A 13,439-nucleotide genomic window follows, 5' to 3' on the forward strand; every position below is an offset into this window, starting at 1 on the left:
TGAACGCCATGTCCGCCAAAGATGTCAGATTTTCCAGCGATGCGCGCGATAAAATGTTGCGCGGCGTCGATATTCTCAACAATGCCGTCAAAGTGACGCTCGGGCCTAAGGGCCGCAACGTCATCCTCGATAAATCCTATGGCGCGCCGCGCATCACCAAGGACGGCGTCACCGTCGCCAAGGAGATCGAGCTCGAAGACAAATTCGAGAACATGGGCGCGCAGATGGTGCGCGAGGTTGCTTCCAAGACCAATGACCTCGCCGGCGATGGCACCACCACCGCTACCGTGCTCGCCGCTTCAATCATGAAAGAGGGCCTTAAACTCGTCGCCGCCGGCATGAACCCGATGGATTTGAAGCGGGGCATCGATATCGCCGTGACAGCGGTCGTCAAGGACATCGCGCGTCGCGCTAAGAAAGTGCAATCTTCCGAGGAAATCGCCCAGATCGGCACGATCGCCTCCAATGGCGACGCCTCCATCGGTAAGATGATCGCCGAAGCGATGAAGAAGGTCGGCAACGAAGGCGTCATCACGGTCGAGGAAGCCAAGACCGCCGAGACCGAGCTCGACGTCGTCGAAGGCATGCAGTTCGATCGCGGCTATCTCTCGCCTTATTTCATCACCAATGCCGAGAAGATGGTGGCTGAACTCGATGAGCCCTACATCCTCATCCATGAGAAGAAGCTGTCGTCGCTGCAGGCGATGCTGCCGATTCTCGAGGCGGTGGTGCAATCGGGCAAGCCGCTTCTGATCGTGGCCGAGGATATCGATGGCGAGGCTCTCGCCACGCTCGTCGTCAACAAGCTGCGTGGCGGGCTGAAGGTCGCGGCGGTCAAGGCGCCGGGCTTCGGCGATCGCCGCAAGGCCATGCTCGAGGACATCGCGGTGCTGACCGCAGGCACGCTGATCGCCGAAGATCTCGGCATCAAGCTTGAGAATGTCACGCTGGAAATGCTCGGCCGCGCCAAGAAGGTGCGCATCGAGAAGGAGAACACCACGGTCGTCGCCGGCGCCGGCGCCAAGAAGGATATCGAGGCGCGCATCGCCCAGATCAAGGCGCAGGTTGAGGAGACCAGTTCGGACTACGACCGTGAGAAACTGCAGGAGCGCCTCGCCAAGCTCACGGGCGGCGTCGCCGTGATCCGCGTCGGCGGTTCGACCGAGGTCGAGGTCAAGGAGAAGAAGGATCGCGTTGACGACGCGATGCATGCGACGAGGGCCGCGGTCGAGGAAGGCATCGTTCCGGGCGGTGGCGTCGCGCTGTTGCGCGCCAAGGCCGCCATCGGCAAGCTCAGCGATGAGAACGCCGACGTCCAGTCCGGCATCAATATCGTGCTCCGGGCGCTCGAAGCCCCGATCCGTCAGATCTCCGAGAATTCGGGCGTCGAGGGCTCGATCGTCGTCAGCAAGGTTCTGGCCAACAAGTCGCCAACCTTCGGCTTCGATGCGCAGACCGAGCAATATGTCGACATGCTCAGCGCTGGTATTGTCGATCCGGCGAAGGTCGTGCGCGTCGCGCTGCAGGACGCCGCCTCAATCGCCGGCCTGATGATCACCACCGAAGCCATGGTCGCCGACACGCCGAAGAAGAGCGCTGGCGCGGCGCCGGGCGGCGGCGGCATGGGCGGGATGGACTATTGATCTTCTGATAAGGTTGGGGCCGGATCGTGGAAACACGATTCGGCCCTTTCGTCACCTAGCCGTCGAGCCGCCCGCGCACTTCGAGCGGTGACGGTTTCTTGTCTGGACAGCTCCAGGCTTTCATCGTCTAATCCTGCCAAGCGCCGCCGAAGAGCGGCCTGTTGCGGGAGGTACGAATGGATTTTACCAGACGCTCTGTCACCACTGGCCTCGCCCTGGGCGTGGCGATGCCTGCGCTTTTGCGCCATGCGCTGGGACAAAGCGCGTCGATCAAGATCGGCATGGTGCTTCCCGTCACCGGACCTGCCGCCGATTCCGGCAAATATGCGCTGACCGGCGCCAAGATCGCGCTCGATCGCGTCAACAAGGCCGGCGGAATCCTGTCGCGGCAGGTTGAACTGGTGACTGAGGATGACCAGACAACCAATCCTGGCGCGGTGCTTGCCTTCTCTAAACTCGCGGCGCAATCCGACATTGTCGCCTTCCTCGGCTCCATTCGGTCGACGCAGAATCACGCGATGGCGCCCGATATATTGAAGACCGCGAAACCGGTTTGTTTCGGTGGGACCGATCCCGCGCTGACGAAGCTTGGGAACCCGTGGCTGTTCCGCTTCCGGCCTAACGATAGCTACTCCGGTCGCGTGATCGCGGCTTATGGCGCCGAGACGCTTGGCAAAAAGAACTGGGCGATCGTTCATTCGACGGACGCTTTCGGGACCGGCGGCGCAAAAGCGCTGACCGAAGCGCTGGGCAAGGCGGGCGCCAAGATCGCGCTCGATCAGGGCTATCCGAACCAGAGCCAGGATTTTACGCCCGTCGTACTCGCGATCAAATCATCGGGCGCGGATGTCATCGGCTCCTATTTCACCTTCGACAATGACCTTGCGATCTTCGCGCGTCAGTTGCGGCAACTGGGCGTGACGATCCCATGGGTCGGTTCGCCCTCGATCATTGTCGCAGGCGCGGTGAAGCTTGCCGGTCCCGCGCTCTACGGCACATACGGCGTTGCCGACTATGCGGTGGACGCCAGCCCCGAATCCAAGGAATTCGCCAAGCTCTATGGCGCTGTCTCCAATGTTGCGCCGGACAATTACAGTTCCTGGACTTATGACGCGATCGGCGTTCTGTGCGCCGCCATCGCCAAGGCAGGCGATACGGACCCGGATAAGGTCCGCGCGGCGATCCTCTCCACGGAGGGCTACAAGGGCGCGGAAGGCGAATATAATTTCGATCAGTTCGGCGATGGCCTGCACGGCTATAACATCGTGCGGAACGAGAAAGGATTGATCGTCTTCGACAAGCATATCGAATTCACCGATTGAGCGGCGAGGCCGGATGCGCCTTGCGCTCCTGCCCCGCATCCGACGCCTCTCGCCGACCGGTGACGCGAAATGGGCACCATCCTTCAATTGCTTTTCACGGGTCTGGGCATTGGCGCGGTTTACGCGCTCGTCGCCCTCGGTTTCGTTCTAATCTTCCGTGCGACAAGCGTCGTCAATTTCGCCCAGGGCGAATTCTCGATGGTTGCGGCTTACCTCATGGTCGTCTTCGCGGTTGATCTCGGATGGCCGTATTGGCTTTCCTTCCTCCTCGCCATCGGAGGAATGGCCTTGCTCGGCGCGGTCTTCAATCTCGGCGTTTACTACCCCTTGCGAAACCGGACCTTCTTGCCGGTCATCATCTCGACGATCGGCGCATCGATCTTCCTTTCCAATACGGTGCTCGCGCTCTACGGGCCGCAGCCGCAGGTATTGCCCGGCTGGTTCGATACGCCGGGCATTCAGCTCGGTCCCGTCTATCTCGACAGTCAATATCTGCTCATCATCGCCGTAACGATCGTGCTCGTCGCGTTCCAGTATTGGTTCTTCGAGCACACGCTGCTCGGCAAGAAGCTGCAGGCGACGAGCCAGGACAAGGAGATGGCGGCGCTGCTTGGGATTCCCGTTGCGACGATGATTATGATCACCTTCGTCTATAGCGCGGTGCTTGGCGGCATCGCGGGCATTCTTGTCGCGCCGGTCCTGTTCGTCTCCATCCAGATGGGTTCGACGATCGCGCTCAAAGCTTTTGCTGCGACGATCATCGGCGGCTTCGGCGATGTCGCGGGCGCGATTGTTGGCGGGCTGGCGCTTGGCGTGATCGAGACCTTTGGCGCCGCCTACATATCGGTGCCTTTCAAGGATGCGTTCGCCTTTCTTGTTCTCATTCTCTTCCTCGCCTTTAGGCCTCAGGGTCTGTTCGGCGAGCGCGTCGCGGAGAAGGCATGAGCGTAGAGCCTGCCGCGCCGCCGACCCTGTCGGGCCTCTCCCGCTCAACCGTCGGTCAGGGTCTCTACGCGATGGCGGCCGTTGTGGCCGTCATTTGCGCGGCGACGGTCAGGACTGACGGCTATGTCGCCAATATTCTCATGCAGGCCGTGACCTACGCGATCGCCGTCTGTGGCCTGTCGGTCGTGCTTGGCCTGTGTGGACAGATCAATCTCGCGCAGGCGGCTTTCTTCGCGCTCGGGGCCTACGCGGTCGGTCTGGGCACGGTGGACTACGATATCCCGTTCTTTATTTGCCTTGCGGGAGGCATGGGCGTTGCATTCGCGGCAGGCGGCCTGCTCGGCCTCTCGACGCTGCGTCTGGGCGGCCATTATCTCGCGATGGTGACCATCTCCTTCCAACAGATACTCACCGTCGTTCTCATCAACGCGATCCAGATCACGAATGGGCCAGATGGGGTGAGCGGGATCAAGCGGCCCGATCTGTTCGCATCCAGCCAGGCCTATCTCGCACTTGCTGTCGCGGCTCTCGCGATTACGGGATATCTGGTGTGGCGGCTGGCGGGCACACGGCTTGGCCGCGCGATGCGCGCAGTGCGCGACAACGAAATCGCAGCGAGCGCCGCCGGCGTCGATGTCTATCGCACGAAGGTCGCCGCCTTCGCGATCTGCGCGCTGCTCGGCGGCCTCGGCGGCGGCCTCTTCGCGGGCGGCTTCGCCTATGTCAGCCCCGATCAATTCGCATTCTCCGATTCCATTGTCTTCCTGACGATGGCGCTTCTGGGGGGCGTCGCCTCGCCAGTCGGCTCGACGATCGGCACGGGGCTGCTCATTCTCATTCCCGAATGGCTGCGGTTCCTGAAAAGTGTGCCAGGGCTCTATCTGGCGATCTACGGGCTTGCCGTCATCCTGATCGTCGTTTTCATGGCCGACGGTATCTGGGGGTTCATCGCGCGCTTATTTCGACGCCCTGCGATCGCCCCATCATCGCCCATTGCGCCGTTGGTCTTAAAGCCCGCCGATTCCGGCGCGCCGGCCGCGCTGGAGGTGCGGGGGCTGGCAAAATATTTCGGCGGCCTGAAGGCGGTCGACGGCGTCGACTTCACGGTGCGCCGCGGCGCCGTCCATGCGTTGATTGGGCCCAATGGCAGCGGCAAGACGACGACGCTCAACGTCGTCTCTGGACTCTATCGACCGACGGCCGGACGCATCTTCGTCGACGGCGTCGATGTGACGGCGCTGTCGGCGCATAAGCGCACGATCGCTGGACTGGGACGCACATTTCAGAACATTCGCCTGTTTCGTTCCATGACAGCGCTCGAGAATGTCGTGATCGGCGCTGAGCGCGGCGGCAACACGCAAGTCGGGCGCGGCCATCCGACGCTGCAGGAGCGCGCGCGCGCCGCGCTGGATTTCGTTGGTCTCGGCGCCCGCTCCGACGATCTTGTGACGCGTTTCAGCTACGGTCATCAGCGGCTGATCGAGATTGCTCGCGCGCTTGCCTCCAATCCGACCGTGCTTCTGCTGGATGAACCGGCGGCGGGCCTCAATTCGAGCGAAAAAAAGTCCCTCCATGATCTCCTCGAAAGGATCGCGGCCCAAGGTCTCACCATCCTCATCATCGACCATGATATGACATTGGTGGCGGGCGTCGCCCAGCATCTGACGGTGCTCAATTTCGGTCGGCGCATCGCCGACGGCGATACGCTTGACGTTCTGCGGCAGCCCGATGTGATCGCCGCCTATCTGGGAGCCGAGTGATGGCGCTGATCGAAGTCGCCGATCTCTGCGTCCGCTATGGCGAGATCGAGGCGTTGCGTGGCGTTTCCTTCTCGGTCGACGAAGGCCGCGTCGTCACGCTGCTCGGCTCGAATGGCGCCGGCAAGTCGACGACCTTGCGCGCGATCTCTGGCCTGATCGCGCCCCAATCGGGATCCATCGTCTTCGACGGCAAATCCATTGTCGGTCTCGGCCCCGCGGCGATCGTGCGGCTCGGCATCGCGCAGGTGCCCGAAGGGCGCCGCGTCTTTCCCGGCTTGACGGTGCGCGAGAACATCATGCTTGGCGCCTCGAACGGCAAGGCGTCGAGCGCCGCAATCCGCCGGGAGGCGGACGGCATGTTCGCGCTCTTTCCCGACATCCGTCCCTTCGCCGATGCGCTTGGCTGGACATTGTCGGGAGGTCAGCAGCAGATGGTCGCGGTCGCGCGCGGCCTGATGGCCAGACCTCGCCTGCTGCTCCTCGACGAACCTTCCCTCGGTCTCGCGCCGGTGATCGTGCAGGCGGTGTTTCGTATCGTCGAGGAGATTCGCAAACGAGGAACAACGGTGCTGCTCGTTGAACAGAATGCCCGTATGGCCCTGAAGGTCGCGGACTGGGGCTATGTGCTTGAGACGGGACGGCTCGCGCTTGGAGGCGCTCCAGACACTCTGTGGAGCGACACGCGGATCCGCGACGCCTATCTCGGGGGAAGCCAAGCGAAGGCCTCCACATGAACATCGTGATTCCGGTCGATAGCCTGACGGCGCTGTGCGCCGAGGTGTTCGAGGGTTTGGGCAGCAGTTCGGAAGAGGCGCGTCGCGTCGCCGTTTCGCTCGTGGGCGCCAATCTGATGGGGCACGACAGTCACGGCGTGATCCGCGTGCCGCGCTATGTCGACTGGGTGCGCTCGGGCGATATTGTGCCGAACCAAACGATAGAGCGGCTTGTCGACGCGCCGGTGATCGCCGTCCTTGATGGGCGCTATGGCTTTGGCCAGACCGTGGCGCCGCTCGCCGTTGCAATCGGGATCGAGAAAGCAAAGGCCGCAGGCCTGTCTGCCGTGGCTTTACGCAACGCCGGCCACATTGGTCGCGTTGGCGAATGGGCCGAGATGGCGGCCACAGAGGGGCTGGTCTCGATCCATTTTGTGAATGCCGCCGGTTCGATCCTCGTCGCGCCGTTCGGCGGCATCGAACGGCGCCTTTCGACGGCGCCCTTTTGCGTCGCGATCCCGCAGGAGGGCGCCGAGCCCGTCGTGCTCGACTTCGCGACCTCGCTCGTCGCGGAAGGCAAGGTTGCGGTGGCGAGCCGTGGCGGCAAATCGCTCCCGGAGGGTGCGCTCGTTGCGCCCGACGGCGCTCTCTCGAGCGACCCTGCGATGCTTTACGGCCCGCTTACGCCAGCGGGGCCGCGGGACGCGAGGCTGGGCAGCGGTGCGATCCGCGCCTTCGGCGAGCACAAGGGTTCGGGTCTCGCGCTGATCTGCGAATTGCTGGGCGGATCGCTCACAGGAAATGGCGCGACCCGGCCTGGCCGGCGTTTCGCCAACGGCATGTTCTCGCTCTATATCGATCCCGCGCGGATGGATCCGTCCCATCTTTTTGGGGGCGACGCTGCGCGCTATCTCGATTGGTTCAAGCAAACCAAGGCCATCCCCGGCCAGACGATTCTGACGCCCGGCGAGCCCGAACGCGCCGCGCGCGCCAAACGGCTGGCGGAGGGCGTTCCGTTGTCGGCCGAAACATGGGAGTCGATCGCCGCCGCGGCGCGCAGCGTAGGTTTGGAGGAAGCGCGTGTGAACCGGACGCTTGCGAAAATCTGAGACACGACGGCAGCGGGGGAGCCTGCGCAGAAAGGACCCGACAGGGATTGGACAATTCCACGCGTCGTCCCACCCGTTCGCATGGACGCGTTTATCGGCGTACTGTGCGCGGCAATCCGTCGCCATGCGACCGATACCAAGTGCGCGGCCGGCGTTAGGGCTATTGTTTTGTGAGCGAGGCGTAAAGGTATCCCAAACGGCCATGAACTCTGGCCGACGCCGTCGTATCGCTCGTCCTAGTCAGTTTCATGAAGTAGTGATCTCGATCGCCAAATGAAGCCGTGGTCGCGGTGATCTTGTTGTATTGAATGTCGTGAGGCGCACCCTTAATCGTGTAGCTGACCACCTTGTCGTCCGCGATCGTAATTGCGATTGGAGCCGTCTTATCGAGCAATCCTACCCAAGTTCCTTCCCACGACCCGTGGTCTTGTGCGTGAGTCGCGCTGGAGGCGAGAAGAGCAAGCGGAATAGCGATCAGGAGGAACCGCCGACCAATCGTCATGGAAGTGCTCCGTGAAAGTGATAACGTTGGCGGGTGCGTAGTGCTTCGAATTTTTGCACGCAAGGAACAAAGGCGTGAATCACGCAAAGGTGTTGCCTCACCGGACCTAGGTCGTCGAACTTCGTCGCCTCCTTGCGAGCGCGAACGTTTTCGGCGGCGCCGATCGTTGGCGGACTGTCGATATTCGAGGGATGCGGGTCCGCGAACAGACCCTCACACAGCGCTGTCCGTGCAGCCAGGCTACGCTTCTGCTCGATCTGCTGACGGACTTGTGGTCAGGACGACGTAAGCTTGGCGGTCAAATCCGCTCCCAATCGAGCGTCAGTTTGAGCTTAAGCGTTGGAGCGGGTGAAGGGAATCGAACCCTCGTATTCAGCTTGGAAGGCTGCTGCTCTACCATTGAGCTACACCCGCGATTCCAATGGGTTAGGTGAATTTAGGCGCTCGACGCGCTCTTTCTATTCTCCAATTGCCGATTTGTCGATTGGTTGGCGTGTGCATCCGTAGCCCAATCTCAAAAAAAGTCACGCTTGCTTTTCCCGCGAGCAGTCAATTGTCTCCTCTAACATTATCGAGACGCTCTGGGCCTGCCGCGATTCCGAACCAACGCCATCGCATTTGGGCGGCCCGGCGCCGATTTCGAAAGGACGTTAATCCGGGGCCGGGGCTCCCGGGGCGATTGGCCAATGCGCTCGCTTTCAACGGCTCGCCATGCTAACGCCAGTCGTTTACGGACCAGCGCGGCCCGGTTTGAGGGTCCAATGAGTGAGCAATGAGCGATATTTTCCGCGAAGTCGATGAAGACGTCCGTCGCGACAAGGCGGCGGAATTCTGGAAAAAGAACCAGAACTACATCATTGCTGTCGCGGCGCTCATCGTGCTGGCGACAGCCGGCTGGCGTTTTTACGACTATCGCCGACTGCAGGCAGCGCAGGCTGCCGGCGCTCAATTCGAGCAGGCTCTGGAACTCGACCGCACGGGGAAGACGACGGAGGCCGCCAGCGCCTTGGCGAAAATCGCCGCGGAAGGCCCCCAGGGCTATCGCCTTATCGCGCGCCTTTCCGAGGCCGCGCTTCAGGCCAAGACAGATCCGGCTGGGGCGATCACGGCTTATGATGCGCTCGCGCAGGATGCCGCGATAGGGTCGCTGTTCCAGGAGACCGCACGCCTTCGCGCCGCCTTGCTACGGCTCGACGCGGGCCAGACCGACCAGGCGAAGGCCGCGCTTGAACCGCTAGCCGCGCCGACAGGCGCCTACCGGCATACAGCGCGCGAGATGCTCGCCATGGTCGCGCTCCAGGCGCAGGACTACGAGGGGGCGGGAAAATGGCTCGACATGGTCGTCGCCGACCCAGACGCGCCCCGGAACGTGCGCCAGAACGCCGAATTGCTTCTGGGCCTGGTTAGCTCGGCTAAGCCGGCCCCCAAATGAAAAACCGAAAGCGATGGTCCGTAAGTGAGCGCTAAGGTCGCGATCATCGGCCGGCCTAATGTTGGCAAATCGACTTTGTTCAACCGGCTGGTTGGCCGCAAGCTCGCGCTGGTCGACGACACGCCCGGCGTGACGCGCGATCGGCGCGAGGGCGACGCACGGCTGGGCGATCTCGCCTTCACCATTGTCGATACCGCCGGGCTCGAAGAAGGCGATGTCGATTCGCTGGCGGGAAGGATGCGCGCGCAGACCGAAACCGCGCTGATCGATTGCGACGCGATCCTGTTCATGATCGACGCGCGAACGGGCCTGACGCCCACCGACCGGCATTTTGCGCAGCTCGTGCGCCGGGCGGACAAGCCGATCATCCTGCTCGCCAACAAGGCCGAGGGACATGCCGGCCGGGACGGCGCCTACGAGGCGTTTGGCCTGGGGCTGGGCGATCCGATTCTGTTTTCGGCCGAGCATGGCGAGGGCCTGAGCGATCTCTATGAAGCGCTGGTCGCGGCCTTGCCGATCTTCGCCCTCGTCGACGAGGACGAGGAAGAGCAGGCGCCGCTCGTGCTGGGCGAGGAGGAGGACGGCAGCGAAGTCGACCTCGCCAGGCCGGTGCGCATCGCGGTGCTGGGGCGTCCGAACGCCGGCAAATCGACCCTGCTCAATCGCATCCTTGGCGAGGATCGGCTGCTGACCGGTCCAGAGCCCGGACTGACGCGCGACAGCATCAGCATCGAAACGGTCTGGCGCGAGCGCCGTCTTAAATTATTCGATACGGCGGGTCTGCGCCGCCGCGCCCGCATTGTGGAAAAGCTCGAAAAGCTCGCAGTCGCCGACGCCTTGCGCGCCGTGCGCTTCGCTGAAGTCGTGGTGCTGCTGCTTGACGCCACGATCCCGTTCGAGAAGCAGGATTTGACTCTCGCCGACCTTGTCGAGCGGGAGGGCAGGGCGCTGGTCATCGGCCTCAACAAATGGGACCTGATCGACAACAAAAGCCTCAAGGCGCAGGAGCTGCGGGCCGAAGCCGACCGTCTGCTGCCGCAGCTTCGCGGTACGCGCGTGATCCCCCTGTCCGGGCTGACGGGCGCTCATGTCGATAAATTGTTGGAAGCGGTGATCGCGACGCATGAGGTGTGGAACAAGCGCATTTCGACGGGCCGGCTCAACCGCTGGCTGACCCCGGTGATCGATTCGACGCCGCCGCCCGCCGTTTCCGGCCGCCGGGTCAAGATCCGGTATATGACGCAGCCGAAGGCCAGGCCGCCGTTTTTCGTGATGTTCGGCAACCAGCTCGACGACGTGCCGGAAAGCTACAAGCGCTTCATCGTCAATGGCCTGCGCGAGACCTTTGAGTTATATGGCGTCCCGATTCGTCTATCGATGCGGAGCACCAAAAATCCGTTCGCGGGGCGCGCAAAGCGCAAATCTTAGCGGCGCTCGCCAAGCGGGGGCCGCCCGTCCTCCTCAACTTCAGACAGCGCTGCGCGTCGAAAGACTCGCCGGCCGGCCTAGTTGATTGGCATAGGCGGCAAACAGGCGCGAAACGGCCGCGGCCGCTGCGGCGACCGCGAAAACCGTGATGGCCGGAACGATAAGCGCCAACACGACCGAAGACAGCAGAAAGCTCCAACTGAAAAGCGCAACGACGATCACCGCCAGCACCGACGCTGGCAGGACGACGCAGACAAGCACGAAAAAAATGCGCCAGGAGTGCCCCTTTGCGTCGGCCATCGCGTTGCGCCAATCGGCGCCCGATGCGTCGACTGCAATCGAGGGAAACAGCATGACCGTCCTGACCGCGATGATCGTTGTCACGATCGACAGAACCAGGGCGACGAGCGAATATAGGAACGGAGCGATGGCAAGGAAGAGAAGCGCGATCACCTGCGGGATGGCGCCGAGAATCTCCAATGCGACCGTGAATAGGAAAAACTTCTGGAAACGCGGATCGCCGGGCGCGAAATCATAGGCGTCGCGGGCTTCGCCAAGCAGGACATAGCGATGGACGGCGATGGCGAGCGGGGTGAGCGCCAAGGCCTGGGCGAGCGAAAGGATGATGCTGACGACCAAAGAAAAATAGCCGCCGATCAACGCATGCAAGATGCCCAGCGCGATCAAAATGGCGAGCGTGATCCAGAAAAGGTTAGGCATCCTTTCGCGCGCCGACGCCGCGTCGCGCCATCCCTGGATGGCGGTTTCGATGATCGGAAGATCTCCACTCGTGGCCATGCGCCCCTCCTTCGATTGCCGGGCGCTCGACCCGCGCCGATCTGAGCGTGGCGCCTCGCTTCTTCGATCGCCCCGCCCGAACGGAGCGCGGCTGGGCCGCCCTGTCAAGAAGGACTTTGCCACGCTCGCCGCCATCCGCGGCGGCGGATATCAAGGCGCTTCTGGCGTTCTATCCAAACAAAGTCGAGACCATGCGCGGCTGGCTAGCCTTTTGGCTGGCCCTCGCGAATGAGGCGGGCCAGCGCCATCATTTGCGTGCGAGAGGCGCGGCCGATAAGCGCAAAGCTGTGGCCCGCCTCGGTCCAGGACGCGCAAAGGACGGCGCCGCTCTCGCGAATTTCGACATCTGTCTGGGGCGGCGAGTCGAGCGCTTCGACCTCCAGGGCAAAACGTTCATGTCGCCGATTCTCGTAAAGCGCGAATCCAGCGGGCAAAAACGCGCCGGGCGCGATGCGGCCGCCCAGAAGGGTCAGCCCGGACGCTGCGAGATCGGGAACCGGCGCGGCGCGCACGATCTGCGGCGCGAACCATTTATTCAGGGCGTCGCGGTCGCTCGTCGCGATTTCGACCGGATGCGTCGCATTGTCGGCAAAAGCGCGGTAGGCCGCCGTCGCCGCTCCGGCGAACGCCCCGGACTGGTCGCTGGAGAAGACGGCGGCGCTGCCGGCCCAGAGCGCCAGGGCTCCGGCAAGCGGGCGCAGGGCCCATTGCGCGATCGCCCGCGCATTCCGTTTTGGCTTTGCTTGTCGCGCGGGGGCCAAGGGCGCGGCGAGGGGGACTGGGAGGCTTTCGCCTGTCGGGCCGGGCGCGGCATGCGGCCGGCGGTCCAGTTCCTTGCCTTCCCGGATCGTTCTCAGGCTCCACCGCATGTGATCCGGCGCGAAGCTTCCGCGCGCAAAATCGCCGCCGCCGGTCGAGGCGGCCTTGAGGGAAGGGTCGGGGAAGGCGGCCCGAATCGCCTCGTTCTGCAAAAGCCATAGGTCGACCTGGCTCTTGAGTTCGGGATATTCGATCATCCTGTCTTCAAGCGCGGCGCGATCCTGCTGCGGCAGGCAATTGTCGACATAGGCGAGCATATTGCCGATTGAAGCGCGGCGAGGCGCGCTGATCACTTGATGAGCCTCAGATAAGGGGCGCTGCGCTGCAAAACGGGGCGATGGAGATGATGGGGCGAAGGCGCGCGCGCCTGGCTGAGCTCGGCGGCGAGCATGGCGCGCCCGCGCGCCAGTCTGTCGATGAGAGCGGCGAGCGATATATCCAGCGCCTGCGCCGCCTCGATATGCGAAAATCGTCCAAGAACGACCAGCAGCAGCGATTCGCGCAATTCCAAGGGCAAATTTCTGACCGCGCGCTCCAAGGGTGAGGCGCTGTCGCTGGAATCCGCGCCGCTTGGGTAATTATGCGAAGCAATGTCGCTCGCTCCGTCCTCGGCGGCCGCCAGCCGCACGTGGCGACGGTAAAAGCAGATGAACAGGCTGAACAGCCGCAGGCGCGGATCGCCTTGCCGCGGGCCTTCGCCGTTGCGGGCGGCGAGCAACGCCCGCCTGCTGAGATTCTCCACGAGAACGCGCGCCGATCGTTCGTCGCAAACAAACCGGTTATCGCGCGCCACGGCCAGGCCGAAACGCCGCAGCAAGCCTCCCGTATTGTCAGCCGCCTCATATTTCGGGGTCAAAACCAAGCGTCCAGGCGTTGCGTTAATGTTAATCATTCTAGTCTGAGGGTTCTTCCGTGCAAGGGCCCAATGTGAGAGTTCCCACATATTTTGTGAGGGATGACGCGGGTCG

At 63.0% G+C, this 13,439-nt stretch carries 12 protein-coding genes and 1 tRNA gene; 8 read left to right on the plus strand and 5 right to left on the minus strand.

Going from position 1 to position 13,439, the window contains the following annotated elements; genetic code table 11:
• Window positions 1–8 precede the first annotated feature (8 nt).
• The 6 genes from groL to GSQ90_RS27455 all read left to right on the plus strand — a co-directional run bounded on the left by groL (window position 9) and on the right by GSQ90_RS27455 (window position 7,492).
• Window positions 9–1,643 (plus strand): chaperonin GroEL, encoded by a 1,635-nt coding sequence (gene groL, locus GSQ90_RS27430; RefSeq protein ID WP_158818117.1) that lies wholly within the window; start codon window positions 9–11, stop codon window positions 1,641–1,643.
• 176 nt (window positions 1,644–1,819) lie between these two features.
• Complete coding sequence (locus GSQ90_RS27435) at window positions 1,820–2,965, plus strand: ABC transporter substrate-binding protein (RefSeq protein ID WP_158818118.1); 1,146 nt, start codon at window positions 1,820–1,822, stop codon at window positions 2,963–2,965.
• A 69-nt stretch (window positions 2,966–3,034) separates the two neighbouring features.
• The gene (locus tag GSQ90_RS27440) at window positions 3,035–3,910 is read left to right on the plus strand and encodes a branched-chain amino acid ABC transporter permease (protein WP_158818119.1); all 876 of its coding nucleotides are present in this window, start codon (window positions 3,035–3,037) and stop codon (window positions 3,908–3,910) included.
• On the plus strand, window positions 3,907–5,670 hold the full coding sequence (locus GSQ90_RS27445; RefSeq protein ID WP_158818120.1) for an ATP-binding cassette domain-containing protein: 1,764 nt from the start codon (window positions 3,907–3,909) through the stop codon (window positions 5,668–5,670). Before GSQ90_RS27440 ends, GSQ90_RS27445 begins: the two co-directional genes overlap by 4 nt.
• On the plus strand, window positions 5,670–6,404 hold the full coding sequence (locus tag GSQ90_RS27450; protein WP_158818121.1) for an ABC transporter ATP-binding protein: 735 nt from the start codon (window positions 5,670–5,672) through the stop codon (window positions 6,402–6,404). Before GSQ90_RS27445 ends, GSQ90_RS27450 begins: the two co-directional genes overlap by 1 nt.
• Window positions 6,401–7,492 (plus strand): malate/lactate/ureidoglycolate dehydrogenase, encoded by a 1,092-nt coding sequence (locus GSQ90_RS27455; RefSeq protein ID WP_158818122.1) that lies wholly within the window; start codon window positions 6,401–6,403, stop codon window positions 7,490–7,492. The genes GSQ90_RS27450 and GSQ90_RS27455 overlap by 4 nt, the downstream gene beginning before the upstream one ends.
• A 160-nt stretch (window positions 7,493–7,652) precedes the next feature.
• Here GSQ90_RS27455 and GSQ90_RS27460 read toward each other — a convergent pair whose 3' ends face one another.
• Window positions 7,653–7,994: a hypothetical protein gene (locus tag GSQ90_RS27460; RefSeq protein ID WP_158818123.1), complete on the minus strand. Its 342-nt coding sequence runs from the start codon at window positions 7,992–7,994 to the stop codon at window positions 7,653–7,655.
• 340 nt (window positions 7,995–8,334) lie between these two features.
• Window positions 8,335–8,408 (minus strand) — tRNA-Gly (locus tag GSQ90_RS27465).
• Window positions 8,409–8,766: 358 nt separating this feature from the next.
• On the opposite strand from GSQ90_RS27465, the gene GSQ90_RS27470 reads away from it, so the two are divergent.
• On the plus strand, window positions 8,767–9,426 hold the full coding sequence (locus GSQ90_RS27470) for a tetratricopeptide repeat protein (RefSeq protein WP_158818124.1): 660 nt from the start codon (window positions 8,767–8,769) through the stop codon (window positions 9,424–9,426).
• Between the two features lie 24 nt (window positions 9,427–9,450).
• A complete protein-coding gene (gene der, locus GSQ90_RS27475) occupies window positions 9,451–10,854 on the plus strand; it encodes a ribosome biogenesis GTPase Der (RefSeq protein WP_158818125.1) in 1,404 nt (467 codons plus the stop codon).
• A gap of 39 nt (window positions 10,855–10,893) precedes the next feature.
• Here der and GSQ90_RS27480 read toward each other — a convergent pair whose 3' ends face one another.
• The 3 genes from GSQ90_RS27480 to GSQ90_RS27490 all read right to left on the minus strand — a co-directional run bounded on the left by GSQ90_RS27480 (window position 10,894) and on the right by GSQ90_RS27490 (window position 13,327).
• Window positions 10,894–11,652, minus strand: a complete 759-nt coding sequence (locus GSQ90_RS27480) for a hypothetical protein (protein WP_158818126.1) — start codon at window positions 11,650–11,652, stop codon at window positions 10,894–10,896.
• Window positions 11,653–11,855: 203 nt separating this feature from the next.
• Window positions 11,856–12,764 (minus strand): hypothetical protein, encoded by a 909-nt coding sequence (locus tag GSQ90_RS27485; protein WP_158818127.1) that lies wholly within the window; start codon window positions 12,762–12,764, stop codon window positions 11,856–11,858.
• Entirely contained in the window at window positions 12,761–13,327 is a 567-nt protein-coding gene (locus GSQ90_RS27490) for an RNA polymerase sigma factor (protein ID WP_158818128.1), read from the minus strand. The genes GSQ90_RS27485 and GSQ90_RS27490 overlap by 4 nt, the downstream gene beginning before the upstream one ends.
• Window positions 13,328–13,439: the final 112 nt, after the last annotated feature.

The sequence above is a fragment of the Methylocapsa sp. S129 genome, from assembly GCF_009765995.1.
Classification (GTDB): domain Bacteria; phylum Pseudomonadota; class Alphaproteobacteria; order Rhizobiales; family Beijerinckiaceae; genus Roseiarcus.

What these genes read in the sequence shown, in the direction of transcription:
- GSQ90_RS27480 (WP_158818126.1), bottom strand. Translation starts at nt 11,652, where the DNA reads ATGGCCACGAGTGGAGATCTTCCGATCATCGAAACCGCCATCCAGGGA.
- groL (WP_158818117.1), top strand. Translation starts at nt 9, where the DNA reads ATGTCCGCCAAAGATGTCAGATTTTCCAGCGATGCGCGCGATAAAATG.
- GSQ90_RS27445 (WP_158818120.1), top strand. Translation starts at nt 3,907, where the DNA reads ATGAGCGTAGAGCCTGCCGCGCCGCCGACCCTGTCGGGCCTCTCCCGC.
- GSQ90_RS27450 (WP_158818121.1), top strand. Translation starts at nt 5,670, where the DNA reads ATGGCGCTGATCGAAGTCGCCGATCTCTGCGTCCGCTATGGCGAGATC.
- GSQ90_RS27435 (WP_158818118.1), top strand. Translation starts at nt 1,820, where the DNA reads ATGGATTTTACCAGACGCTCTGTCACCACTGGCCTCGCCCTGGGCGTG.
- GSQ90_RS27440 (WP_158818119.1), top strand. Translation starts at nt 3,035, where the DNA reads ATGGGCACCATCCTTCAATTGCTTTTCACGGGTCTGGGCATTGGCGCG.
- GSQ90_RS27470 (WP_158818124.1), top strand. Translation starts at nt 8,767, where the DNA reads ATGAGCGATATTTTCCGCGAAGTCGATGAAGACGTCCGTCGCGACAAG.
- GSQ90_RS27460 (WP_158818123.1), bottom strand. Translation starts at nt 7,994, where the DNA reads ATGACGATTGGTCGGCGGTTCCTCCTGATCGCTATTCCGCTTGCTCTT.
- GSQ90_RS27455 (WP_158818122.1), top strand. Translation starts at nt 6,401, where the DNA reads ATGAACATCGTGATTCCGGTCGATAGCCTGACGGCGCTGTGCGCCGAG.